At 63.4% G+C, this 22,184-nt stretch carries 18 protein-coding genes and 2 tRNA genes; 4 read left to right on the top strand and 16 right to left on the bottom strand.

From position 1 onward, the window contains the following. Positions 1-29: 29 nt before the first annotated feature. The 4 genes from rpsR to rnr form a co-directional block, all read right to left on the bottom strand. The gene (gene rpsR, locus HU770_RS09320; RefSeq protein WP_003249563.1) at positions 30-260 is read right to left on the bottom strand and encodes a 30S ribosomal protein S18; all 231 of its coding nucleotides are present in this window, start codon (positions 258-260) and stop codon (positions 30-32) included. A gap of 28 nt (positions 261-288) precedes the next feature. Next, the gene (gene rpsF / locus HU770_RS09315) at positions 289-714 is read right to left on the bottom strand and encodes a 30S ribosomal protein S6 (RefSeq protein WP_033701800.1); all 426 of its coding nucleotides are present in this window, start codon (positions 712-714) and stop codon (positions 289-291) included. A gap of 305 nt (positions 715-1,019) precedes the next feature. After that, positions 1,020-1,766, bottom strand: coding sequence for a 23S rRNA (guanosine(2251)-2'-O)-methyltransferase RlmB (gene rlmB / locus HU770_RS09310; RefSeq protein WP_027592540.1), 747 nt, complete (start codon positions 1,764-1,766; stop codon positions 1,020-1,022). Further along, positions 1,763-4,339 (bottom strand): ribonuclease R, encoded by a 2,577-nt coding sequence (rnr, locus tag HU770_RS09305; RefSeq protein WP_186652733.1) that lies wholly within the window; start codon positions 4,337-4,339, stop codon positions 1,763-1,765. The genes rlmB and rnr overlap by 4 nt, the downstream gene beginning before the upstream one ends. A 275-nt stretch (positions 4,340-4,614) precedes the next feature. Between rnr and HU770_RS09300 the strand changes: the two genes are divergently transcribed. From HU770_RS09300 to HU770_RS09285, 4 genes are all read left to right on the top strand, one after another. After that, a tRNA-Leu gene (locus HU770_RS09300) sits at positions 4,615-4,701 on the top strand. Between the two features lie 88 nt (positions 4,702-4,789). After that, positions 4,790-4,876: transfer RNA gene (locus tag HU770_RS09295), tRNA-Leu, on the top strand. 199 nt (positions 4,877-5,075) lie between these two features. After that, positions 5,076-6,089 carry an extracellular solute-binding protein gene (locus HU770_RS09290; protein WP_186663519.1) on the top strand — a complete coding sequence of 338 codons (1,014 nt, stop codon included), beginning with the start codon at positions 5,076-5,078 and terminating at the stop codon, positions 6,087-6,089. Then, on the top strand, positions 6,089-7,654 hold the full coding sequence (locus tag HU770_RS09285; protein WP_186663518.1) for an iron ABC transporter permease: 1,566 nt from the start codon (positions 6,089-6,091) through the stop codon (positions 7,652-7,654). Before HU770_RS09290 ends, HU770_RS09285 begins: the two co-directional genes overlap by 1 nt. A gap of 107 nt (positions 7,655-7,761) precedes the next feature. Here the strand turns inward: HU770_RS09285 and HU770_RS09280 are convergent, their stop codons facing one another. The 12 genes from HU770_RS09280 to HU770_RS09225 form a co-directional block, all read right to left on the bottom strand. Further along, complete coding sequence (locus HU770_RS09280) at positions 7,762-9,696, bottom strand: methyl-accepting chemotaxis protein (protein ID WP_186663517.1); 1,935 nt, start codon at positions 9,694-9,696, stop codon at positions 7,762-7,764. Positions 9,697-9,875: 179 nt separating this feature from the next. After that, positions 9,876-11,168: an adenylosuccinate synthase gene (locus HU770_RS09275; RefSeq protein WP_008095424.1), complete on the bottom strand. Its 1,293-nt coding sequence runs from the start codon at positions 11,166-11,168 to the stop codon at positions 9,876-9,878. 56 nt (positions 11,169-11,224) lie between these two features. After that, entirely contained in the window at positions 11,225-12,412 is a 1,188-nt protein-coding gene (locus HU770_RS09270; protein WP_033701805.1) for an ATP phosphoribosyltransferase regulatory subunit, read from the bottom strand. Positions 12,413-12,713: 301 nt separating this feature from the next. Beyond that, complete coding sequence (gene hflC, locus HU770_RS09265) at positions 12,714-13,583, bottom strand: protease modulator HflC (protein ID WP_186652739.1); 870 nt, start codon at positions 13,581-13,583, stop codon at positions 12,714-12,716. Beyond that, on the bottom strand, positions 13,583-14,764 hold the full coding sequence (gene hflK / locus HU770_RS09260; RefSeq protein WP_186652742.1) for an FtsH protease activity modulator HflK: 1,182 nt from the start codon (positions 14,762-14,764) through the stop codon (positions 13,583-13,585). Before hflK ends, hflC begins: the two co-directional genes overlap by 1 nt. A 96-nt stretch (positions 14,765-14,860) precedes the next feature. Continuing rightward, the gene (gene hflX, locus HU770_RS09255) at positions 14,861-16,162 is read right to left on the bottom strand and encodes a ribosome rescue GTPase HflX (protein ID WP_033701809.1); all 1,302 of its coding nucleotides are present in this window, start codon (positions 16,160-16,162) and stop codon (positions 14,861-14,863) included. A 12-nt stretch (positions 16,163-16,174) separates the two neighbouring features. Then, positions 16,175-16,435, bottom strand: a complete 261-nt coding sequence (gene hfq, locus HU770_RS09250) for an RNA chaperone Hfq (protein WP_003258160.1) — start codon at positions 16,433-16,435, stop codon at positions 16,175-16,177. 94 nt (positions 16,436-16,529) lie between these two features. Then, positions 16,530-17,501, bottom strand: coding sequence for a tRNA (adenosine(37)-N6)-dimethylallyltransferase MiaA (miaA, locus tag HU770_RS09245; RefSeq protein WP_186652744.1), 972 nt, complete (start codon positions 17,499-17,501; stop codon positions 16,530-16,532). A gap of 1 nt (position 17,502) precedes the next feature. Next, positions 17,503-19,401 carry a DNA mismatch repair endonuclease MutL gene (gene mutL, locus HU770_RS09240; RefSeq protein ID WP_186652746.1) on the bottom strand — a complete coding sequence of 633 codons (1,899 nt, stop codon included), beginning with the start codon at positions 19,399-19,401 and terminating at the stop codon, positions 17,503-17,505. Then, the gene (locus HU770_RS09235; RefSeq protein WP_156311294.1) at positions 19,398-20,831 is read right to left on the bottom strand and encodes an N-acetylmuramoyl-L-alanine amidase; all 1,434 of its coding nucleotides are present in this window, start codon (positions 20,829-20,831) and stop codon (positions 19,398-19,400) included. The genes mutL and HU770_RS09235 overlap by 4 nt, the downstream gene beginning before the upstream one ends. A gap of 20 nt (positions 20,832-20,851) precedes the next feature. Next, a complete protein-coding gene (tsaE, locus tag HU770_RS09230) occupies positions 20,852-21,316 on the bottom strand; it encodes a tRNA (adenosine(37)-N6)-threonylcarbamoyltransferase complex ATPase subunit type 1 TsaE (protein ID WP_033701813.1) in 465 nt (154 codons plus the stop codon). Further along, positions 21,304-22,164, bottom strand: coding sequence for an NAD(P)H-hydrate dehydratase (locus tag HU770_RS09225; RefSeq protein WP_186652748.1), 861 nt, complete (start codon positions 22,162-22,164; stop codon positions 21,304-21,306). The genes tsaE and HU770_RS09225 overlap by 13 nt, the downstream gene beginning before the upstream one ends. Between the last annotated feature and the right edge of the window lie 20 nt (positions 22,165-22,184).

Raw genomic sequence — 22,184 nt, 5'->3', positions numbered from 1 at the left:
ATCCCTTACTGCTTGTCGACGACCCGGTCTCAGCGGCCGTGGCTGTCGGTGTAGGGCAGCAGGGCCAGGAAGCGGGCGCGCTTGATAGCGGTAGCCAGCTGACGCTGATAACGAGCTTTGGTACCGGTGATACGGCTTGGAACGATCTTGCCGGTTTCGGATACGTAAGCTTTCAGGGTGTTGAGATCTTTGAAGTCGATCTCTTTCACGTCTTCAGCAGTGAAGCGGCAGAATTTACGACGACGGAAGAAACGTGCCATGTAATAGGCTCCTCAAAAGGTCCGTGGATTACTCGTCAGCGTTATCGCTGGAGTCGCTGTCATTGCTGTCATCGCCTTCGGCGGAGTCAGAATGCTCAGGACGCTCACGACGCTCACGGCGCTCGCTGCGGTTCTCTTCTGCCTTGAGCATCTCGGACTGACCGGTTACGGCTTCGTCGCGACGGATGACCAGGTTACGGATCACGGCATCGTTGTAGCGGAAGTTGTCTTCCAGCTCGGCCAGGGCCTTGCCGGTGCACTCAACGTTCAGCATCACGTAGTGAGCCTTGTGAACATTGTTGATTGCGTAGGCCAGTTGACGACGGCCCCAGTCTTCCAGGCGGTGGATCTTGCCACCATCTTCTTCGATCAGCTTGGTGTAACGCTCAACCATGCCGCCGACTTGCTCGCTCTGGTCCGGGTGAACCAGAAAGATGATTTCGTAATGACGCATGAATGCTCCTTACGGGTTAGTAGTCTGCCAGAACGCTGGTCAGACAAGGAGTGAATGACACTGTATGTCTTGCCATGGAGGGGAGGCACATGAGCGCCTGCCAGCTCGGCAAGGGGCGCAATTGTAGAGAAGGCGTGGCGCACAAGCAAGGTGATTGGCGATTATTTGAACAGCCGGAAACATATTTTGCCTGCACCAACCCTTCGCGGGGCAAGCCCGCCCCACAGGCCAACTGCAGCCTCAGCCATTGCAGTAATCCTGTGGGAGCGGGCTTGCCCCGCGAACAGGCCAGCACAGACTGAATATCAGCGCTTGGCTTGACGCTGGCGCACGGCCTCGAACAGGCAAACGCCGGTCGCGACCGAGACGTTCAGGCTGCTGACGCTACCGCCCATCGGCAACTTCACCAGGAAATCGCAATGCTCACGGGTCAGTCGGCGCATGCCCTTGCCTTCTGCCCCCATGATCATCACCAAAGGCCCGGTCAGGTCCTGCTGGTAAATCTCCTGCTCGGCCTCGCCGGCAGTGCCGACCACCCACAGGCCACGCTGCTGGAGCTTTTCAAGGGTACGCGCGAGGTTGGTCACGGCCACCAGCGGGATCACCTCCGCAGCGCCACAGGCCACCTTGCGCACCACCGGCGTCAGGGTCGCCGACTTGTCCTTGGGCACCACCACCGCCGTGGCACCGGCGGCATCGGCGGTGCGCAGGCAGGCGCCGAGGTTGTGCGGGTCGGTGACACCGTCCAGCACCAGGATCAGCGGCGGCGTTTCGGTGCGCTCAAGCAACTCTTCGAGCATCAACTCGCCCCACACCTGGCTCGGGCTGACCTCGGCGACCACGCCTTGGTGCACGCCTTCAACCCAGGCATCCAGCTCACGGCGCTCGGCCTGGCCGACCGCCACACGGTTTTCCGCGGCCAGCTCCAGCAGCTTCTGCAGGCGGGGCTCGCTACGCCCCTCCGACAGCCAGACCTGCTTGACCCGCTTGGGGTGGTGCTGCAACAACGCCTGCACGGCGTGTACGCCGTAGATCTTTTCCAGCTGACTCATGACTTGCTCTTGCTCTTGCGGGGCGCACCGGACTTCGGCGGGCCTTTGCGATGCTTGGTCGGCTTGCCGGATGGCTTGCCAGCCTTCTCCGACTTGCTGCCGGCAGTGCTGCGCGCGTCGGTCATCAACGCCTTCTTCATCTCGCGGCTTTTGCGCACTTCAGCATTACGCTGCACGGCATCTTTAGGGAAGTAAGCCTCGGAAGCCTCGCTCTTGCGGCTGCGCGGCTTGGGCGTAGCTTTCGCTTCGGTGGCCGGTTGCTGCTGCTCGGCCTTGCCGTCGGTTGGCGCTGCACCGCGCTGCTTGCGACCGATCGGGCCGCTGAGGGTCTTCTCGGAGACTTCGAAGTCGATCTTGCGCTCGTCCAGGTCGACGCGCATGACCTTGACTTCGATGGTATCGCCCAGACGGAAGCTGCGCCCGGTACGCTCGCCGGAAAGGCGATGGTGGACCGGGTCGAAGTGGTAGTAGTCACCCGGCAGCGCACTGACGTGCACCAGGCCTTCCACGTAGATGTCGGTCAGCTCGACAAACAACCCGAAGCCGGTCACCGCAGTGATCACGCCTGGGAAGGTCTCGCCCACGCGGTCTTTCATGTATTCGCACTTGAGCCAGTTGACCACGTCGCGGGTCGCTTCGTCGGCGCGACGCTCGGTCATCGAGCACTGCTCGCCAAGCTGCTCCAGGGTGTTCTCGTCGTACGGGTAGATACGCGCCTTGGGAATGCTCATGGCACCCGCACGCTTGACGTGCGGGGTATCCACCTTGGAGCGGATGATGCTGCGAATGGCGCGGTGCACCAGCAGGTCCGGGTAACGGCGAATCGGCGAGGTGAAGTGGGTGTACGCCTCGTAATTCAGGCCGAAGTGGCCATTGTTGTCGGTGCTGTACACCGCCTGGCTCAGCGAACGCAGCATCACGGTCTGGATCAGGTGGAAGTCCGGGCGCTCGGCGATGCTCGCCAGCAGTGCCTGGTAATCCTTCGGCGACGGGTCCTTGCCCTTGTGCAGCGACAAGCCCAGCTCACCGAGGAAGGCGCGCAGTTTTTCCAGGCGCTCCGGCGGCGGGCCGTCGTGAACGCGGTACAGGGCCGGCACGCCGTGCTTTTGCAGGAACTCGGCGGTGGCCACGTTGGCCGCCAGCATGCATTCTTCGATCAGCTTGTGCGCATCGTTGCGCACGGTCGGGCGGATTTCGGCGATCTTGCGCTGGTCACCGAAGACGATGCGGGTTTCCTGGGTCTCGAAGTCGATCGCACCGCGGGTGTGGCGCGCGTCCAGCAGCACCTTGTAGAGCGCATACAGGCTCTTGAGGTCAGGCAGGACTTCCTTGTACTGCTCGCGCAGCGCCTTGCCTTCACGGGTGCGGGAATGCTCGAGCATGCTGCTGACCTTGTTGTAGGTCAGGCGGGCATGGGAGTGGATCACGCCTTCGTAGAACTGGTAGTCGACCATCTGGCCGGCTTTGTTGATGGTCATCTCGCAGACCATGGCCAGGCGATCGACGTGCGGGTTCAGCGAGCACAGGCCGTTGGACAGCTCCTCGGGGAGCATCGGCACCACGCGCTCGGGGAAATACACCGAGTTGCCGCGCTGCTGGGCTTCGACGTCCAGGGCAGAACCCAGGCGCACGTAGCTGGAAACGTCGGCGATCGCCACATACAGGCGCCATCCGCCCGAGAACATGCGCAGCTTGCCCAGTGGCTCGCAATAGACCGCGTCGTCGAAGTCGCGGGCATCTTCGCCGTCGATGGTGACGAAAGGCAGGTGGCGCAGGTCGATGCGCTTTTCCTTGTCCTTGTCTTCCACTTCGGAGCGGAACTTGCGCGCTTCCTTGACCACATCGTCGGGCCAGACGTGCGGAATGTCGTAGCTGCGCAGGGCGACGTCGATTTCCATGCCCGGCGCCATGTAGTTGCCGATCACCTCGACCACATCACCCTGCGGCTGGAAGCGCGGGGTTGGCCAGTGGGTGATCTTGATCTCGACGAACTGGCCGATCTTGGCGCCGCCATTGCGACCGGCGGTCACCAGCACTTCCTGCTGGATCTTCGGGTTGTCCGGCGTCACGTAGCCGATACCACCCTCTTCGAAGTAACGCCCGACCACGCTTTCGTGGGCACGGGAGATGACTTCTACCAGTACACCTTCACGGCGGCCACGGCGGTCGGTGCCGGAGACACGCGCCAGGGCGCGGTCGCCGTCGAACACCAGGCGCATCTGCGAAGGGCTGAGGAACAGGTCGTCGCTCTTGTCATCGGGGATGAGGAAGCCAAAACCATCGCGATGGCCGGAAACGCGGCCACAGATCAGGTCCAGCTTGTCTACCGGGGCATAGGTGCCGCGCCGGGTATAGATAAGCTGGCCATCGCGCTCCATGGCACGCAGACGGCGGCGCAGGGCTTCAATCTGGTCTTCCTCGTACAGACCGAATTCTGCCGCCAGCTCCTCGCGGGCGGCCGGCTCGCCGCGATCGGCAAGACGCTGGAGGATCAGCTCACGGCTGGGGATAGGGTTGTCGTATTTTTCCGCTTCGCGAGCGGCCTCGGGATCGAGGGATTGCCAATCGGCCATCAGAAGGGGTTCACCTTGGGGTATATAGATAGGAATTCTGGCATAGGCGTATTGAAACCGGAAATGTCAGCCTTGGACAGCCCCCCAGCAATGAGTCGAGGAAGTCGTAATAGGGCTGAAGAATCAACAAGTTGAATTTTTTGAAATTTTTTTCGACCGGGGGCTTTACAGCCTACAGGACCGTCCGTATAGTGCGCACCACAACGACGGACAGACGACGTTGTAGTTGAGATGAAACGCGATGTAAAGCATCATGTGACCTCGACGAAATGTGTGCCCAGGTGGCGGAATTGGTAGACGCGCTGGTTTCAGGTATCAGTGACCGCAAGGTCGTGGAAGTTCGAGTCTTCTCCTGGGCACCAAGTATTATCAAGTAATAGATGACCAAGGATCTATTACTACTGTGTGAAAGCGAACGATAGTCGCCTTCATCAGACGATGTAAAGCTTTGCCCAGGTGGCGGAATTGGTAGACGCGCTGGTTTCAGGTATCAGTGACCGCAAGGTCGTGGAAGTTCGAGTCTTCTCCTGGGCACCATACAAAAACCCACTAGCTTGCTAGTGGGTTTTTTCTTGCCTGCGTTTTCTGTTTCCCCTCCCCTTTGCGCACGACACCCTCGCGCACTCCGCCACTCGACGATCGTCTCGCGATGAATTTCTCGTCACCCGGCCACCTGAGAAACGATTTCGTTTACCATTGTTTCCAAATATGTAGCCGTAAGCGAGGAAGTACCCGCATGACGATCCGTCCGCAACCGCTGATGCGCACCCTGGCCGCCGCTGTACTGAGCCTGGTGATCGGCGCGCCGGCCGCCATGGCAGACGCACCGGTAACACTGACCCTGTACAACGGGCAGCACAAGGAAATCGGCGACGCCATCGCCAAGGCCTACGAGGCCAAGACCGGCATTCACATCAATATCCGCAAGGGCAGCAGCAACCAGCTGGCCAGCCAGATCATCGAAGAAGGCGAGCGCTCACCGGCCGATGTCATCTACACCGAAGAGTCGCCGCCGCTGAACAACCTGGGCGAACTGGGCCTGCTGGCGAAGATCGACGACGCCACCTTGAACATGCTGCCCAAGGAATACGTGGCCGCCAACGGCACCTGGATGGGCGTTACCGCGCGTACCCGCGTCGTGGTGTTCAACCCCAAGCAAATCGATGAGAAAGACCTGCCGCAATCGGTAATGGACTTCGCCAACCCTGAGTGGGACGGCCGCGTCGGCTTCGTACCGACCAGCGGTGCCTTCCAGGAGCAGGCCGTGGCCATTCTGAAGATGCACGGGCGTGGCGCTGCCGAAGAGTGGCTGACCGGCCTGAAAGCCTTCGGCAAGACTTACACCAACAACATGGTGGCGCTCAAGGCCGTGGAAAAAGGCGAAGTCGCCGCCGTGCTGGTGAACAACTACTACTGGTATGCCCTTGAGCGTGAGCGCGGCAAGCTGGACTCCAAGCTGTACTACCTGGCCGACGGCGATGCCGGTGGCCTGGTGACCATCTCTGGCGCCGCCGCAGTCAAGGCCAGCAAGCACCCCAAGGAAGCCCAGGCCCTGCTCAACTGGATGGCCAGCGAAGAAGGCCAGCGCGTGATCACCCAGACCACCGCCGAATACCCACTGCACAAGGGCATGGTGTCCGACCGTGGCTTGAAGCCGTTCGAAGAGCTGCGCCCGCCGAAGATCTCGCCGGCCGACCTTGGCAACGCCGAGGAAGCGCTGGAGCTTGAACGTGAGGTCGGTCTGCTCTGATGACCGCCGCCCTGTCCGAGCCGGTGCCGGTACGCTTCGTACCGCGCCGCAAGCGCCCCTCGATCTGGGTGGTGCTGCCTGTGCTGTTTCTGGTGGCGATGAGCCTGCTGCCGCTGGCGTATGTCGCCCTCAAGGCCTGGGAAGCAGGCTGGCGAGAGGCCCTGCATCTGCTCTGGCGCCCGTTCGTCTGGGGCCTGATGCGCAACACCCTGATGCTCATGTTCGGGGTGACGCTGGTGTGCATGGTGGTCGGGCTGGCCCTGGCCTGGCTGCTCGAACGCAGCAACCTGGCGGGCCGTCGGCTGTGGGGCGTAGTGCTGTGCTTGCCGTTCGCAGTGCCCTCGTTCGTCAGCAGCTTTACCTGGGTATCGCTGAGCTCGGACTTCGAAGGCCTCGGCGGGGCCATCCTGGTCATGGCCCTGTCCAAGTATCCCCTGGTGTTCCTGCCGGTGGCCGCCACCCTGCGCAACGTCGACACCTCGCTTGAAGAGTCGGCACGCACGCTGGGCTGCAGCCGCTGGGGGGTGTTCGTCAAGGTGACCCTGCCGCTGCTGTGGCCATCGATGCTGGGCGGCGCACTGCTGATTGCCCTGCACATGCTGGTGGAATTTGGCGCCTTGTCGATTCTTGGTCTGCAGACCTTCACCACGGCTATCTACCAGCAGTTCGAGCTGGAGTTCAGCAACGCCAACGCTGCCATGCTCTCGGCCGTGCTGCTGGCGCTGTGCCTGATCATGCTGTGGCTGGAGCTGCGGGTGCGCGGCAAGGCCCGCCATGTGCGCATCGGCCAAGGCGTGGCGCGCCGCGCGCAACCGGTGCGCCTGCGCGGCTGGGCGCCGTTGGCGCAGCTGTTCTGCGTGGCCCTGGCGGTACTGGGCAGCGGCATCCCACTGGCGATGCTCGGGTACTGGCTGAGTGTCGGCTCGTCGGCGTCGTTCCCGGTGGCGGAAATCTCCAAAGCGCTGCTCACGTCGCTGTCGGTGTCGCTTGGCGGCGCGGGCTTGTGCGTGTTGCTGGCACTGCCGATCAGCTTCCTGGTGGTGCGCTACAAAGGCCGCCTGGCGATCTGGGCCGAACGCCTGCCCTACCTGCTGCATGCCCTGCCGGGCCTGGTGATCGCGCTGACCCTGGTGTTCTTCGCCTTGCACTATGTGCCGGCGCTGTACCAGACCACTGCCCTGTTGTTGCTGGCCTACGGGTTGCTGTTCCTGCCGCTGGCCCAGGCCCCGGTACGCACCGCCTTGAACAAGGCCTCGCCCACCCTCGAAGAGGCCGCGCGCACCCTGGGCGCCAGCAGCTTCACGGCGTTTTGCCGGGTGACGCTGCCGATCATCTTCCCAGCCTTGGCGGCGGCGTTCGCGCTGGTGTTCCTCGATGCCATGAAGGAGCTGACCGCTACCCTGCTGCTCAGCCCGACCGGCATGACCACCCTGGCCACCGAGGTCTGGGCACATACCGCCAACGTCGAGTTTGCAGCGGCGGCGCCTTATGCAGCGCTGCTGATCGTGGTGTCGGGGTTGCCGGTGTATTTGCTGACGACGCGGATGTATTTGAACAAGGCGTGATGTGTAGGCCTTGAGTCATTGATCGCAGCATAAATCGAGCGCCGCCCGCGCGGCGCTCGATCTGATAGGCGCAGAAAGACGCCCGGCGAACACCCCCCCCACTCATCTCAAGCCCTGAACTGCCCCAGGCTAGCCCGTAACTGCGCCGCCAGGTCATCCAGCACCTTGCTGCTGGCCGTAGTCTGCATCACCACCTCAGCCGAACGTTCAGCCTGGGCATGGATGGTCTCCACCCGCCCGCGCACCGCCTGCGCCCCATGCGCCTGCTGTTCTGCCGCCCGGGTCGCCAGCCCGATCGCCGCATGCACCTGCTCCACCGCCACCTGCACCGACTGCTGGCGGCGCTCGTTCTCGCGCAGCACCAACAACCCTTCACTGGCCTTGAGCCCCGCCTGGCCGATGGTTGCCACCGCCTCCTTGGCGCCTTTTTGCAGCGCGGCAATATGCGCCTGGATATCCCCCGTCGAGCTTTGCGTCTTGCTGGCCAGCGCACGCACCTCATCGGCCACCACGGCAAACCCACGCCCGGTCTCCCCGGCCCGCGCTGCTTCAATGGCCGCGTTCAACGCCAGCAGATTGGTCTGTTCGGCAATGCCGTGGATAACCGTCAGTACCACCTCGATCTGCTCACTCTGCTTGGCCAGCCGTTCGATCACATGGGAGCCGGTCTCCACCTGCCCTGCCAAGCTCTCGATCAAACCGGCGAGCTGGGTCGAGGTGCGGCTGTTCTCATCCGTCGCCTGGCGGATGTCCACTACTTGCTGCAAGGCCGACTGCATGGCGTGGCTCTCGGCCTGCGCCTCATCGGCCATGCTCGACAGATCACGCAGGCTGGCAGCCACTTCATCCCGTTGCAGCGCAGCAGCGGCATCGGCGCCGGCATTGCGCTGGGCCATGGCACCAATCTCGACGCCGGTACGCTGCGCCACCTCGCCGGCTTCACGCACAATGGGCTGCAGCTTGTCGACAAAGCGGTTGACCGCCGAAGCCATGTCGCCGATCTCGTCGCGGCTGTCGAGGCTGACGCGCTTGGTCAGGTCGCCTTCGCCAGCGGCCAGATCGTTCAGGGCATCGATCAACAGGCGCAGCTTGCTGAGCACGCGGCGACCCAGCACCACCGCCACCACCAGCAACACACCAAGGCCCACCAGTACCAAGCCCAGGCCAATGCGCCAACGCAGTTCGGCAGCGGCTTCGCGCACGGTCTGCGCGGTATTGGCCTGCATGGCGGTGGCACTGCCCTGCGCCGTTTCCAGGCGTTCACGCAGGGCCTTGCCACTGTCGGCGGCGGCGCCATTAAGGCTATCACCCACCAGTTGCTCACCACTGGCGATCAAGGCAGCAAAACGCTGGTCAAGGGCCGCCAGTTCCTGATCGACGCCGGCAGTGGAAACCCCCATCAGCACCTTGCCAATTTCCGCGCCATTCGGGTTGATCGACGCCTCGACGAAATACACCGCCGGGTCGCGGCGCGCCGCCTCGATGACCTTGTCCAGCACCCGCTCGCCCTGCCCCTTCTCCATCAACGCCTGGTTGATCGGGTTTTGCCGGTTGAGGTAGCGGGTCAGGTGCTGGCCCTGGGCGTCGTCGTAGACCACGAACAGCACATTGGGGTTGCGCTGGGCACGCCGGGCGAAATCGGAGAGCACCGGCACGTCGTTGTCCCAGATCGCCCGCGGCGCCACCGAGGCCAGCAGCTCAGCCATGTCGTTGGCGGAATCCTTGAGGTTCTTTTCCAGGGTCGTGCGCAGTTGCTGCTGCTCGTTCTGCAGGCGCGTGGACAACCCCGCGCTCAGGCGCTGACGCGTGCTGCTGGAGAGGCTGTCGAGGCCCGAGCGCACCTCCTGCCCGGCCTGCTCCAGCTCGCTGGCAAGCTTGCGGCTGTCGGTGCCCAGGCGCTCGCCAAGGTCAGCCTCCAGGGCGGTGACGGTGCTTCGGGTCAGCGCAACGGCCACCAGTACCTGCACCAAAAGGGCGATACCAAGGGCAACAAACACAGGCCGCAAAAGGCGGCTTCGTAACAGTGAGAGGATGGCAGACACGGTGTAACCCTCGTGTTTACTGGCGCCACTATTTTGATGGCATCTACAGAAACTTCTTACAGCAAGGGTTATGCCGGGAACAGCAGGGATATGCGCCAAGGTCTAGCAGCCCAGGCCTATAAACAAAAACGCCGCGATCCCTTGCGGGGTCGCGGCGTCAGATCAGCCTGGAAAGCGGATCAGGCGAACGGATGACGCAGCACGATGGTCTCGTTGCGGTCCGGGCCGGTGGAGATGATGTCGATCGGCGCGCCGGTCAGCTCCTCGATACGCTTGATGTAAGCGCGAGCAGCTTCTGGCAACTCTTCCAGGGTCTTGGCACCCAGGGTCGACTCGCTCCAGCCTGGCATCTCTTCGTACACCGGCTCCAGGCCGATGTAGCTGTCGGCATCGGAAGGCGCGTCGATGACAGCACCGTTCTCGTTCTTGTAGCCAACGCAGATGTTGATGGTTTCCAGGCCGTCCAGTACGTCCAGCTTGGTCAGGCAGATGCCCGAGATGCTGTTGACGTCGATGGCGCGACGCAGGATGACGGCATCGAACCAGCCGCAGCGACGGGCACGGCCGGTGGTCGAACCGAACTCATGACCACGCTTGGCCAGGGTAGCGCCAGTCTCGTCGAACAATTCGGTCGGGAACGGGCCGGAACCGACACGGGTGGTGTAGGCCTTGGTGATACCGAGGATGTAGTCCAGGTACATCGGGCCAACGCCGGAGCCGGTCGAGATACCGCCAGCGGTGGTGTTGGAGCTGGTGACGTACGGGTAGGTACCGTGGTCGATGTCCAGCAGCGAGCCCTGGGCGCCTTCGAACATGATGTCCTTGCCGGCGCGGCGCAGGTTGTGCAGTTCGGCGGTGACGTCGAGCATCATCGGCTTGAGCTGCTCGGCGTAGGCCATGCACTCGTCCAGGGTCTGCTGGAAGTCGATGGCCGGCTCTTTGTAATAGTTCACAAGCTGGAAGTTGTGGTAATCCAGCAGCTCACCGAGCTTGGCGGCGAAACGCTCACGGTGGAACAGGTCACCGACGCGCAGGCCACGGCGTGCGACCTTGTCTTCGTACGCTGGGCCGATACCACGGCCGGTGGTGCCGATCTTGGCTTCGCCACGGGCTTTCTCGCGGGCCTGGTCCAGGGCCACGTGGTACGACAGGATCAGCGGCGCAGCCGGGCTGATGCGCAGGCGCTCACGCACCGGTACGCCCTTCTCTTCCAGCTTGGTGATTTCACGCATCAGGGCATCTGGAGCAACGACCACGCCGTTGCCGATCAGGCACTGAACGCCTTCACGCAGGATGCCGGACGGAATCAGGTGCAAAACGGTTTTTTCACCGTTGATCACCAGGGTGTGGCCCGCGTTGTGGCCACCCTGGTAGCGCACTACGGCGGCAGCATGTTCGGTCAGCAGATCGACGATCTTGCCTTTGCCCTCATCACCCCACTGGGTGCCCAGGACGACGACATTCTTACCCATTACATTGGTCCTCATTCACGCAAACTTGGTTGCCGGCCTACTGCCGACGCAGAAACTCACTGGGTCAGCGGCAGAACCTGCCAGCGCCCGTCTTGCTGAATCAATTGCCGATCACAATCCGCCTCGAGAGCAGCACTCAACGGCTGGCCAGGCAAAGCCTGGACCACACGCTGGCCCTCGTTGCGCAACTGGCAGACCTGCTGCCAGAGGGCCGCGTCGCCACTGTCAGGCATCCAGATGCCGCCAGTTGGCAATACGACCTCCGCTCGCCCCAGTGTGACCAGGGTCTTCAAATCCGTGGAGAATCCGGTGGCCGGGCGTGCCCGGCCAAAATCGGCGCCGATGTCGTCATAGCGACCGCCCTGAGCGATCGATTGACCTTCGCCCGGCACGAACACAGCGAACACCACGCCGGTGTGGTAGTTGTAGCCACGCAGCTCGCCCAAGTCGAAGTACAGCGGCAGGTCCGGGTAGCGCGACGCCAGGCGATCGGCGATCGCCAGCAGGTCGTCCAGCGCCGCCAGCACGCTGGCCGGGGCACGGCCCAGGCGCACGCGGGCTTCGGCCAGCACTTCACGGCCACCGCACAGCTCGACCAGAGCACGCAGCATGTTGCCCAGGTCTTTGGGCAGGTCGGCAGTCAGTGCCTGCACTTCATCGACCGACTTGCGCTGCAGCGCATCGAACAGCTGCTGCTCGACCGCACCCGACAGCCCGGCGGCACGCGCCAGGCCGCGGTAGATGCCGACATGGCCAAGGTCCATGTGCACATCCGCGACGTCAGTCAGTTGCAGCGTGGCGAGCATCAGGCTGATGACTTCGACATCGCTGGTGGGGCTGGCATCGCCGTACAGCTCGGCACCCAGCTGGATCGGGCTGCGCGAGGTCGACAGTGCACGCGGCTGGGCGTGCAGCACGCTGCCGGCATAGCACAGGCGGCTCGGGCCTTCACGGCGCAGGGTGTGGGCGTCGATACGCGCCACCTGCGGGGTGAAGTCGGCACGGAAGCCCATCAGGCGTCCGGACTGCGGGTCGACCACCTTAAAGGTGCGCTGATCCAGGTCCTGGCCGGCGCCGGTAAGCAGCGACTCCAGGTACTCGATATGCGGGGTGACAACCAGTTCGTAGCCCCAACTCTGGAACAGGTCCAACACCTGGCGACGCGCGATCTCGATGCGCGCAGCCTCAGGTGGCAGTACTTCCTCGATGCCATCTGGCAGCAGCCAGCGGTCTACCGTTGCCATTACGCCATTTCCCCTCTGGTCCGGGCGGCCTGCCTGTGGCGAGCCGTCAGTAAAGCAGGTATCGGCGCACAGCAGCGGGCAGCACTGATCCCAGCGCAGCCACCGTACCCAATACCCTCGAATTGCCTTGCGACCTGACCAAACCGTCAACTGGCCGTGTGCCAATCAACCTTGCAGACGCAAAAAAGCCGGGAAATTTCCCGGCTGCCTCATCATACACCCCTTTTCATTCAGGATGCACCCCGCCTGGTGTTTTAGCTGCCAGGCGGGGCGTTACCCCAATGAAAACGGGCTCAGAGCATCAAGGCTTGCTCTTGTCCAGGTAGCGGAAGAACTCGTTCTTCGGGTCCAGGACCAGCACGTCGCTCTTGCTGGAGAAGCTTTCGCGGTACGCCTGCAGGCTACGGTGGAACGCATAGAAATCAGCGTCCTGGCTGTAGGCCTTGGCGTAGATGGCGGCCGCCTGGGCGTCACCGTCACCGCGGGTTTCTTCAGCTTCACGGTAGGCTTCGGCCAGCAGTACACGGCGCTGACGGTCGGCATCCGCACGGATACCCTCGGCCAGCTCGTTACCTTTGGCGCGATGCTCGCGAGCCTCACGTTCACGCTCGGTGCTCATACGGTCGAACACGCTGCGGTTAACTTCCTTCGGCAGGTCGATGGCCTTGACGCGAACGTCGACCACCTCGATACCCAGCTCCTTGTTGGCCATGCGGTTCAGCGAAGCGGTGATGTCAGCCATCAACGCGTCACGCTCACCGGAGACCACTTCGTGCAGGGTACGTTTACCGAACTGGTCACGCAGGCCGCTTTCCAGACGACGCGACAGACGCTCGTCGGCGATCTGCTTGAGGCCGGACGTGGCGGTGTAGAAGCGCTCGGCATCCTTGACGCGCCACTTGGCGTAGGCGTCGACCATGACCGCTTTCTTCTCCAAGGTCAGGAACCGCTGGGTCGGAGCATCAAGGGTCATCAGACGGGCGTCGAACTTGCGCACCTGGTTCACATAAGGAATCTTCACATGCAGGCCTGGCTGGACATCCGCCTGGACCACACGGCCGAATTGCAGCAGCACGGCGCGTTCGGTCTGCGACACGATGTAGAAGCAGTTCCAGGCCACGACGGCCAGCACCACAGCGGCGATCAGGGCGATCAGCGATCTATTGCTCATCAGCGGCTCTCCCTAGTGCGCAGCGGCTGTTGTTGCTGTTGCAGGTCCTGCGCCGCACGCGCGGCCGCATCGTTGACCGACGCAGGCACGCTGCTGGTCGGTGCGGACGTGTTGCGGCTGCCTTCGACCATCTTGTCCAGCGGCAGGTAGAGCAGGTTGTTCTGCCCGTCCTTGGTTGCCACCATGACCTTGCTCGAATTGCTGTAGACCTCTTGCATGGTTTCGAGGTACAGACGCTGACGGGTCACGTCAGGTGCCTTGTGGTACTCGGTAACCAGCTTGGTGAAGCGGTCGGCCTCACCCTTGGCGCGGGCAATCACTTCGTCGCGGTAACCGTTGGCATCCTCGATGATGCGCTGGGCCTGACCACGGGCTTCCGGCACCACGCCATTGGCGTAGGACTCGGCCTGGTTGCGGGCACGCTGCTCATCTTCGCGGGCGCGGATCACGTCGTCGAAGGCTTCCTGCACTTCGCGCGGGGCTGCCGCGCTCTGTACGTTGACCTGGGTGACGGTGATACCGGTGCGGTAGTTGTCGAGGAAGCGCTGCAGGCGCTCGCGGATGTCCACGGCCATCTGCTCACGGCCTTCGGTCAGCACCTGGTCCATCGAGGTGGAACCCACCACGTGGCGCAGGGCACTGTCGGTCGCATGCTGCAGGCTCACCTCTGGCTGGTCGACGTTGAGCACGAAGTCCTGCAGGTTGGTGATCTTGTACTGGACGGTCAGCGGCACCTCGACGATGTTCTCGTCTTCGGTCAGCATTTGCCCCTGCTTGGTGTAGGCACGCTCACGCGTGACGTTTTCCAGGTACTTGCGATCGATCGGCGGGAAGTAGATGTTCAGGCCGGGACCTACCGTCTCGTAGTACTTGCCGAAGCGCAGCACAACGGCCTGCTCCTGCTCGTCCACCACGTACACGGCACTGTACAGCCAGATAGCCGCCAGCACCGCCAGGCCAATGCCCAGCAGGCCGTAGCCGCCACCCTTGCCGACATTGCGGTCACCGCCGCCACGTTTCTTGCCGCTGCCGAACATGCCGTTCAGGCTGTCCTGCAGTTTGCGGAAGGCCTCGTCCAGATCCGGCGGACCTTTCTTGTCACCACCGCCGCCACCGCCACCACGGCGGCCGCCCCAGGGATCCTGATTGTTCGAGTTGCCACCCGGCTCGTTCCAAGCCATAGCGCTCTCCATCTGATAAAGCAAAGACGCGCCCACGGCGCGCCGTCCAATGCTACAGAATGCCTGTCACTGCTGCCCGGCGACCTCGACGAGCATTTATTGCAAAGTGTGTTGCTCGACAAACACTTGCGGCTCCATGCCTTCGCGGCTGACCAGGCGATTCAACTCGACCCTGGGCAGTCGCACGCTCAGCAGGCTGCGCCCTTCTTCATCATGCTCTTCACTCTGCACCGCCCCCAAGGCAAAGAATTGCGCGCGCAAGCGGGCAAAACGCTGCTCCAGGCACAAGGTGCCGACAAACAGATCATCCCCCAGCAACTCGGCAATCGCCTGGCCAACCAGCTCCAGGCCACGCCCGTCTCGTGCCGACACCCAGACCCGCTCCGGCTTGCCATCGGCATCGCGCTGGATCTGCGGCTCGACATCTTCAAGCAGGTCGAGTTTGTTATACACCTCGAGGATCGGCAAGCCTTCGGCGCCGATCTCGCCCAATACCGCCAGAACCTGTTCGATCTGCTCCATGCGGTCGGGCTCATGCGCATCGATCACATGCAGCAGCAGGTCGGAGTTGCTCGACTCTTCGAGCGTAGCCCGAAAAGCCTCGACCAGCTTGTGCGGCAGGTGGCGAATGAAGCCGACAGTGTCGGCCAGCACGATTGGCCCAAGGTCATCCAGCTCGAGCCGGCGCAAGGTCGGGTCGAGGGTGGCGAAGAGCTGGTCGGCGGCGTAGACGTCGGATTGAGTCAGGGCGTTGAACAGAGTGGACTTGCCGGCGTTGGTATAACCCACCAGGGAGACCGACGGCAGCTCGGCGCGGCGTCGGCCGCGACGGGCCTGTTCGCGCTGGCTACGCACTTTTTCAAGGCGTGCCTTGATCTGTCGCAGACGCACCCGCAGCAGGCGGCGGTCGGTTTCCAGCTGGGTTTCACCCGGACCGCGCAGGCCGATACCGCCTTTTTGCCGCTCAAGGTGCGTCCAGCCGCGTACCAGCCGCGTGCTCATGTGCTCGAGCTGGGCCAGTTCGACCTGCAGCTTGCCTTCATGGGTACGCGCCCGCTGGGCGAAGATATCGAGAATCAGCCCGGTGCGATCAAGCACGCGACACTCGAAGACACGTTCGAGGTTGCGCTCCTGGCTGGGCGTGAGGGTGTGATTGAAAATCACCAGGTCGACCTCATCGGCTTTGACCCGGTCGCGCAATTCTTCGACCTTGCCGCTGCCAATCAGGTATTTGGCCGTAGGCTGATGCCGTGACACGGTCACCAGCGAGACGATGTCCGCCCCGGCCGACAAAGCCAACTCCTGAAACTCCTGCGGGTCTTCGCGCGCCTCAGGGTTCTGTCCTTCCAAGTGAACGAGCAGCGCCCGCTCACCACCACCGTGGCGCTCAAAGAACAATGCAGGCTCCTATCAGGCGTTGCCTGGCTCGCTGTCACCGTGTTCGGAATCGGACGGGCTTGGCAGGCGAACCGGACGCGCAGGCACCACAGTCGAAATGGCGTGCTTGTACACCATCTGGCTGACGGTGTTCTTCAGCAGCACAACGAACTGGTCAAACGATTCGATCGAGCCCTGCAGCTTGATCCCGTTGACCAGGTAGATGGAAACCGGAACCTTTTCTTTTCTCAAAGTGTTCAAGTAAGGGTCTTGTAGCGAATGCCCTTTTGACATATGCCGCACTCCTGTAAGGATAAATAATAGAAAATCAAGAAAATCGATAAATTAGGCCGCCCCTTCGCAAGAATAGACGGCAATTAGCAGGGACTCAGCTCAATATGGAGACGCTTCCCAGGTATTTCAAGGTGCGGGACAGATTGTCGCAGGCCAGGCTGTCGAGCCAGTGGACGTCGGACCAACCGCGCAACCAGGTGAACTGTCGCTTGGCCAGCTGGCGAGTGGCAATGATACCGCGCTCTCGCATCTCATTCTCACTTAGCCTGCCATCCAGGTAGTCCCAGGCCTGCCTGTACCCCACTGCCCGTATAGACGGCAACCCGGCGTGCAAGTCACTTCTGGCTCGCAGCGATCGGACCTCGTCGATGAAGCCCTGTTCCAGCATCTGCGAAAATCGTAACGCAATTCGCTGATGCAAAATGTGACGATCTGTAGGAGCAATCGCCAAACTCGCGACAGTATAGGGCAAATGTCCGTCAGCGCCTGCGTCTGCGCCGCGACTTTCCGCGTATTGACGCTGGCGATGAGCTGTCATGCTCTCGCCACTCACCCGGTAAACCTCAAGCGCACGTATCAGCCGCTGCGGGTCATTCGGATGGATGCGCGCCGCCGATTCCGGGTCCACTTCGGCCAGCTGACGGTGCAATTCGGCCAGGCCCAGTTCAAGCGCCTGGGCTTCCAGCTCGGCACGCACGCTGGCGTCGGCCGGCGGCATGTCCGCCAGGCCATCGATCAAGGCTTTGTAATACAGCATGGTACCGCCGACCAGCAGCGGGATCTTGCCGCGCGCAGTGATTTCGGCCATGGCCTGCAAGGCATCGGTGCAAAAATGTGCGGCGGAGTAGCTTTCGGCCGGGTCGAGAATGTCGATCAAACGGTGTGGGTGAGCCGCCAGCAGCTCTTTGGAAGGCTTGGCGGTACCGATGTCCATCCCGCGGTAGACCAGCGCCGAATCGACACTGATCAGCTCGCAGGGCAGGGCCTTGGTCAGCTCGATGGCCAGGTCGGTCTTGCCGGCCGCCGTCGGGCCCATGAGGAATATTGCTGGGGGCTTGCCGCTCATGTCATCGACCGCGCAGGAAAAGTTTGTCCAGATCGTCCAGGCCCATTTGGGTCCAGGTCGGGCGGCCATGATTGCACTGGCCGCTGCGCTCGGTGCTTTCCATGTCGCGCAGCAGTGCGTTCATCTCGGGGATGGCCAGGCGCCGGTTGGCGCGCACGGCGCCGTGGCAGGCCATGGTGCCGAGCAATTCGTTGAGGTGCGCCTGAATGCGGTCACTGGTGCCGTATTCCATCAGGTCGGCGAGCACATCCTGTACCAGGCGGTTGGCCTCGGCCTGCTTGAGCAACGCCGGGATCTGCCGGATCGCCAACGTCTCGGGGCCCAGGCGCTGCAGCTCGAAGCCCAGACGCTGGAACCACTGGGCATGTTCCTCGGCGCAGTCAGCTTCGCGCTGGCTCATCGCCAGCGATTCGGGCACCAGCAGTGGCTGACCGCTCAAGCCTTCGCTGGCCATGGCCACCTTGAGCCGCTCGTACATGATCCGCTCATGCGCAGCGTGCATGTCCACCAGCACCAGGCCCACGGCGTTCTCGGCCAGAATATAGATGCCCTTGAGCTGGGCCAGGGCGTAGCCCAGCGGTGGAATATCACCCTGGCTTTCGGGCAGCGACGACGGCGTCTCGGCGCCGTCGGCCAGCGGCTTGTAGAACTCGCGATAGACGGCTTGCGACTCGGCTGCCGGCAACGGCTGGGACGGACGCGGGCTGTACTGGGACTGATAGCCCGCGCCACTGCCACCATTGGAAATCGAAAACTGAGGTGCCCGAGGCTGTTCGAGCACCGGCGAGGCCAGGCGCATCTCACCCTGAGGCCCGAATTCACCGGCCTGTTGGCCACTGGGGCGAACGATTTCGGCAACGGCGGCGGGCGCGGCCAACTGGTCTTCCGGCCGCACGTCGGCCAGGGCACGGTGCAAGGTACCGTAAAGGAAGTCGTGCACCGAACGCCCTTCGCGAAAGCGCACTTCGTGCTTGGTCGGGTGCACGTTGACGTCGACGCCGTTTGGCTCAAGCTCCAGGAACAGCACGAAGGTCGGGTGCCGACCGTTGAACAGCACGTCCCGGTACGCCTGGCGTACAGCGTGGGCCACCAGCTTGTCGCGCACCGCCCGGCCGTTGACGAAGAAGTACTGCAGGTCGGCCTGGCTACGCGAGAAGGTCGGCAGCCCTACCCAGCCCCACAGGCGTAGGCCGTTGCGCTCGACATCGATGGGCAGCGCCTGCTCCATGAAGCCAGGCCCGCAAATGGCGCCGACCCGCCGCGCACGCGCGGTTTCATCATGGGCCTCGTGCAGGCTGAGGATGCTCTTGCCGTTGTGGCGCAGGTGGAAGCCGACATCGAAGCGGGCCAGGGCCAGGCGACGGATGACTTCCTGCAGGTGGTCGAATTCGGTCTTCTCGGCCTTGAGGAACTTGCGCCGCGCCGGGGTGTTGAAGAACAGGTCGCGCACCTCGACCGATGTACCGACCGGGTGCGCGGCAGGCTGCACGCGCGGGGTCATGTCGCGGCCTTCGGTCTCGACCTGCCAGGCCTCGCCGGCACTGGCCGTGCGTGACGTCAGGGTCAGGCGCGCCACCGAGCTGATCGAGGCCAGGGCCTCCCCCCTGAAACCGAGGCTCAGCACGCCTTCGAGGTCTTCCAGCTCACGGATCTTGCTGGTGGCGTGACGGGCCAGGGCCAACGGCAGGTCGTCGGCGGAGATTCCGCCGCCATCGTCGCGCACGCGCAGCAACTTGACCCCACCCTGCTCGACTTCGACATCGATGCGCCGGGCACCGGAGTCGAGGCTGTTCTCCAGCAGCTCCTTGGCCACCGAAGCCGGGCGCTCGACCACCTCACCGGCGGCAATCTGGTTAGCCAGCCGCGGGCTTAGCAGCTGGATGCGCGAACCACCATTCATTGCTGCGAAGCCAGGGTGGTGGCTGGCACATCGAGACGCTGGCCGACCTTCAGCTCATCGGTCTTGAGGCTGTTGGTGCTGCGCAAGCTGGCCACACTGACCTGATAGCGAACCGCAAGCATGGCCAGGGTTTCGCCAGGGCGCACGGTGTGCTCACGTGGGCCGGCAGCGATCTTGCCGGTGTCACGCAGCCAGGCAATGTAGGTGCCGGGCGGCGGGTTCTGCTGGAAGAACTGCCGCACGCCGGTGTGGATCGAGCGCGCCAGGGCCTGCTGGTGGCTGCGGGTCGCCAGTTTGGCCGCCTCGTTAGCGTTGGAGATAAACCCTGTTTCAACGAGGATCGACGGAATATCTGGCGACTTCAACACCATGAAGCCCGCCTGTTCCACCCGCTGCTTGTGCAGGGAAGTGACGCGGCCCATGTTGCCCAGCACCTTCTGCCCGACATTGAGGCTGGAGCTGAGGGTGGCGGTCATCGACAGGTCGAGCAACACGCCAGCCAGCATGCGGTCCTTGTCGTCGAGGCTGACGTTGCCAGCACCGCCGATCAGGTCGGAGCGGTTTTCCGTGTCGGCCAGCCAGCGCGCGGTCTCGGACGTGGCGCCACGGTCGGACAAGGCAAATACCGACGCACCGAAAGCGGCCCTGGATGGCGCGGCGTCGGCGTGGATCGAGACGAACAGGTCGGCGCCCTTCTTGCGGGCGATTTCGGTGCGTTTGCGCAACGGGATGAAATAGTCACCAGTACGGGTCAGCTCGGCGCGGAAGCCCTTCTCGCTGTTGATCTGGCGCTGCAGTTCCTTGGCGATCTGCAGCACGATGTCTTTTTCGTGCTGCCCGCGCGAGCCAGAGGCGCCCGGGTCTTCACCGCCGTGACCGGCATCGATGGCGACCACGATGTCACGCTTGCCACTAGGCACCGGTGGCAGCTTGATGGCCGGTTGGGCCGGGCTCACCGGCACGGCCGGCGTGGTCGCAGGCGTTTGTACTGGCACAGGCGGTGGGGTCGGCGTGCTGGCGGCGACGGCATCGGCCTCCTGGTCGTACAGGTCGACCACCAGGCGGTTACCGTACTGGGCATTGGGCGCGAGGGTGAAGCTCTTGGGTGTGACCGACTTTTTCAGGTCGACCACCACGCGCAGGTCGGTAGGCGTGCGCTGGGCCGAACGCACGCTGCTGATCGGTGTATTGGACGTGGCCACGTTCAACGGCGCGGCCAGGGTCGCGCCATTGATGTCGATGACCAGGCGATCAGGTGCGCTGAGGGTGAAGACGCTGTGCTGCACGGGGCCAGACAGGTCGAAGACCAGCCGCGTGTTGTCCGGCGCGCGCCACAGGCGCACGCTCTTGACTTGTGTGACGGCCAGAGCCTCAACGGTCACCGTTGTCAGCAGCAGACCAACGATGGCGACCAGTGCGCGTATGCGCATACCTACCCCACTTTCTGTTTTTAGTGTTTGCCCAGTGCCACGCACCAGGCCTCGCCGCGAGCCCCCTGCGGCGAAAGGTTCAGCGAGCGTCCGCGCGCTTGGGGGCTTATGGTAATGGTCAGGTCAGGCTTTGGCAAAACGCCCGCACCCTTTTCCGGCCACTCGAACAGGCACAACGCATCGCCATCGAAGTAGTCACGAATGCCCATGTACTCCAACTCCTCCGGATCGACCAGGCGATACAGGTCGAAATGGAAAGCGCGCACGTCTCCGATCTCGTAAGGCTCGACCACGGTGAAGGTCGGGCTCTTGACTGCACCAGTATGGCCCAGGCCGCGGATCAGGCCACGCGAGAGCGTGGTCTTGCCAGCCCCCAGGTCACCTTCGAGAAAAATCACGCCGTGACCGCCGGTCACTTCGGCAAGCCGCGCACCAAACGCGACCATGGCCGCTTCATCGGCCAAAAACAAGGTTAAGCCAGACACGCAGAATGCTCCTCCAACAACTCACGAATGACCGGCGCCAGATCGCTGGCTGCCAAGCCTCTACCCTTGACGCCCAGGCGCTCGCCCGCACAGGCATGCAGCCAGACACCCAGGCAGGCCGCCGGCCAGGCCGCCATGCCCTGAGCCAGCAACGCCGCCAGCACGCCGGTGAGGACGTCGCCCAGACCAGCACCGGCCATGGCCGGGTGGCCACGGTCACAGCGCGCCAGTTGCCCATCAGGGTCGGCCACCAGGGTGCCGGCGCCCTTGAGCACGCAGACGCTGGCATAGCGGCGGGCGAGCTTGCGAGCAGCGCCCGGTCGGTCGGCCTGAACGGCCTCGGTGGAAATCCCCAGCAACCGCGCCGCCTCCCCAGGGTGCGGGGTCAGGATGCTGCCACTGGGCAGGGCCAGCGGCGTGCGCGCCAGCAAGTTCAACGCATCGGCATCCCACACCTGCGGGCGCGCGGCATTGGCCACTGCCGACAGCAGGCTGCGGCCCCATGCGCCCTGCCCCAGCCCCGGGCCGACCACCAGCACCGAGGCGCGCTCCAGCACGCCCATCAACTGATTGGCCGAACTCACGCCCAGGCACATGGTTTCTGGCAGGCGGGCCAGGCTCGCACCGACATGTTCCGGCCGCGTTGCCACGCTGACCAGGCCCGCGCCACAGCGCAGCGCCGCCTCGGCACTGAGCAGCACCGCGCCGCCGGTACCGAGGTCGCCACCGACCACCAGCACATGGCCGAAGTCACCTTTATGGGCATGCGCCTGCCTTGCCGGCAGGTGCGCGACGGTCACGCTGCTGAGCAGTTGCGGGGCACTACCTGGGTGTTTGGTCTGGGGCATGGGGTCAAAGGCTCCAATGT

It is taken from the genome of Pseudomonas sp. SWRI68 (assembly GCF_014269165.1).
Taxonomy (GTDB): Bacteria; Pseudomonadota; Gammaproteobacteria; order Pseudomonadales; family Pseudomonadaceae; genus Aquipseudomonas; species Aquipseudomonas capeferrum.
This window is presented reverse-complemented; position numbering and strand designations above follow the sequence as displayed.

Excerpts from the sequence above, each read along its gene's own strand:
- rpsR (WP_003249563.1), bottom strand. The coding sequence starts at position 260 with ATGGCACGTTTCTTCCGTCGTCGTAAATTCTGCCGCTTCACTGCTGAA.
- rpsF (WP_033701800.1), bottom strand. The coding sequence starts at position 714 with ATGCGTCATTACGAAATCATCTTTCTGGTTCACCCGGACCAGAGCGAG.
- rlmB (WP_027592540.1), bottom strand. The coding sequence starts at position 1,766 with ATGAGTCAGCTGGAAAAGATCTACGGCGTACACGCCGTGCAGGCGTTG.
- rnr (WP_186652733.1), bottom strand. The coding sequence starts at position 4,339 with ATGGCCGATTGGCAATCCCTCGATCCCGAGGCCGCTCGCGAAGCGGAA.
- HU770_RS09290 (WP_186663519.1), top strand. The coding sequence starts at position 5,076 with ATGACGATCCGTCCGCAACCGCTGATGCGCACCCTGGCCGCCGCTGTA.
- HU770_RS09285 (WP_186663518.1), top strand. The coding sequence starts at position 6,089 with ATGACCGCCGCCCTGTCCGAGCCGGTGCCGGTACGCTTCGTACCGCGC.
- HU770_RS09275 (WP_008095424.1), bottom strand. The coding sequence starts at position 11,168 with ATGGGTAAGAATGTCGTCGTCCTGGGCACCCAGTGGGGTGATGAGGGC.
- HU770_RS09270 (WP_033701805.1), bottom strand. The coding sequence starts at position 12,412 with ATGGCAACGGTAGACCGCTGGCTGCTGCCAGATGGCATCGAGGAAGTA.
- hflC (WP_186652739.1), bottom strand. The coding sequence starts at position 13,583 with ATGAGCAATAGATCGCTGATCGCCCTGATCGCCGCTGTGGTGCTGGCC.
- hflK (WP_186652742.1), bottom strand. The coding sequence starts at position 14,764 with ATGGCTTGGAACGAGCCGGGTGGCAACTCGAACAATCAGGATCCCTGG.
- hfq (WP_003258160.1), bottom strand. The coding sequence starts at position 16,435 with ATGTCAAAAGGGCATTCGCTACAAGACCCTTACTTGAACACTTTGAGA.
- miaA (WP_186652744.1), bottom strand. The coding sequence starts at position 17,501 with ATGAGCGGCAAGCCCCCAGCAATATTCCTCATGGGCCCGACGGCGGCC.
- mutL (WP_186652746.1), bottom strand. The coding sequence starts at position 19,401 with ATGAATGGTGGTTCGCGCATCCAGCTGCTAAGCCCGCGGCTGGCTAAC.
- HU770_RS09235 (WP_156311294.1), bottom strand. The coding sequence starts at position 20,831 with ATGCGCATACGCGCACTGGTCGCCATCGTTGGTCTGCTGCTGACAACG.
- HU770_RS09225 (WP_186652748.1), bottom strand. The coding sequence starts at position 22,164 with ATGCCCCAGACCAAACACCCAGGTAGTGCCCCGCAACTGCTCAGCAGC.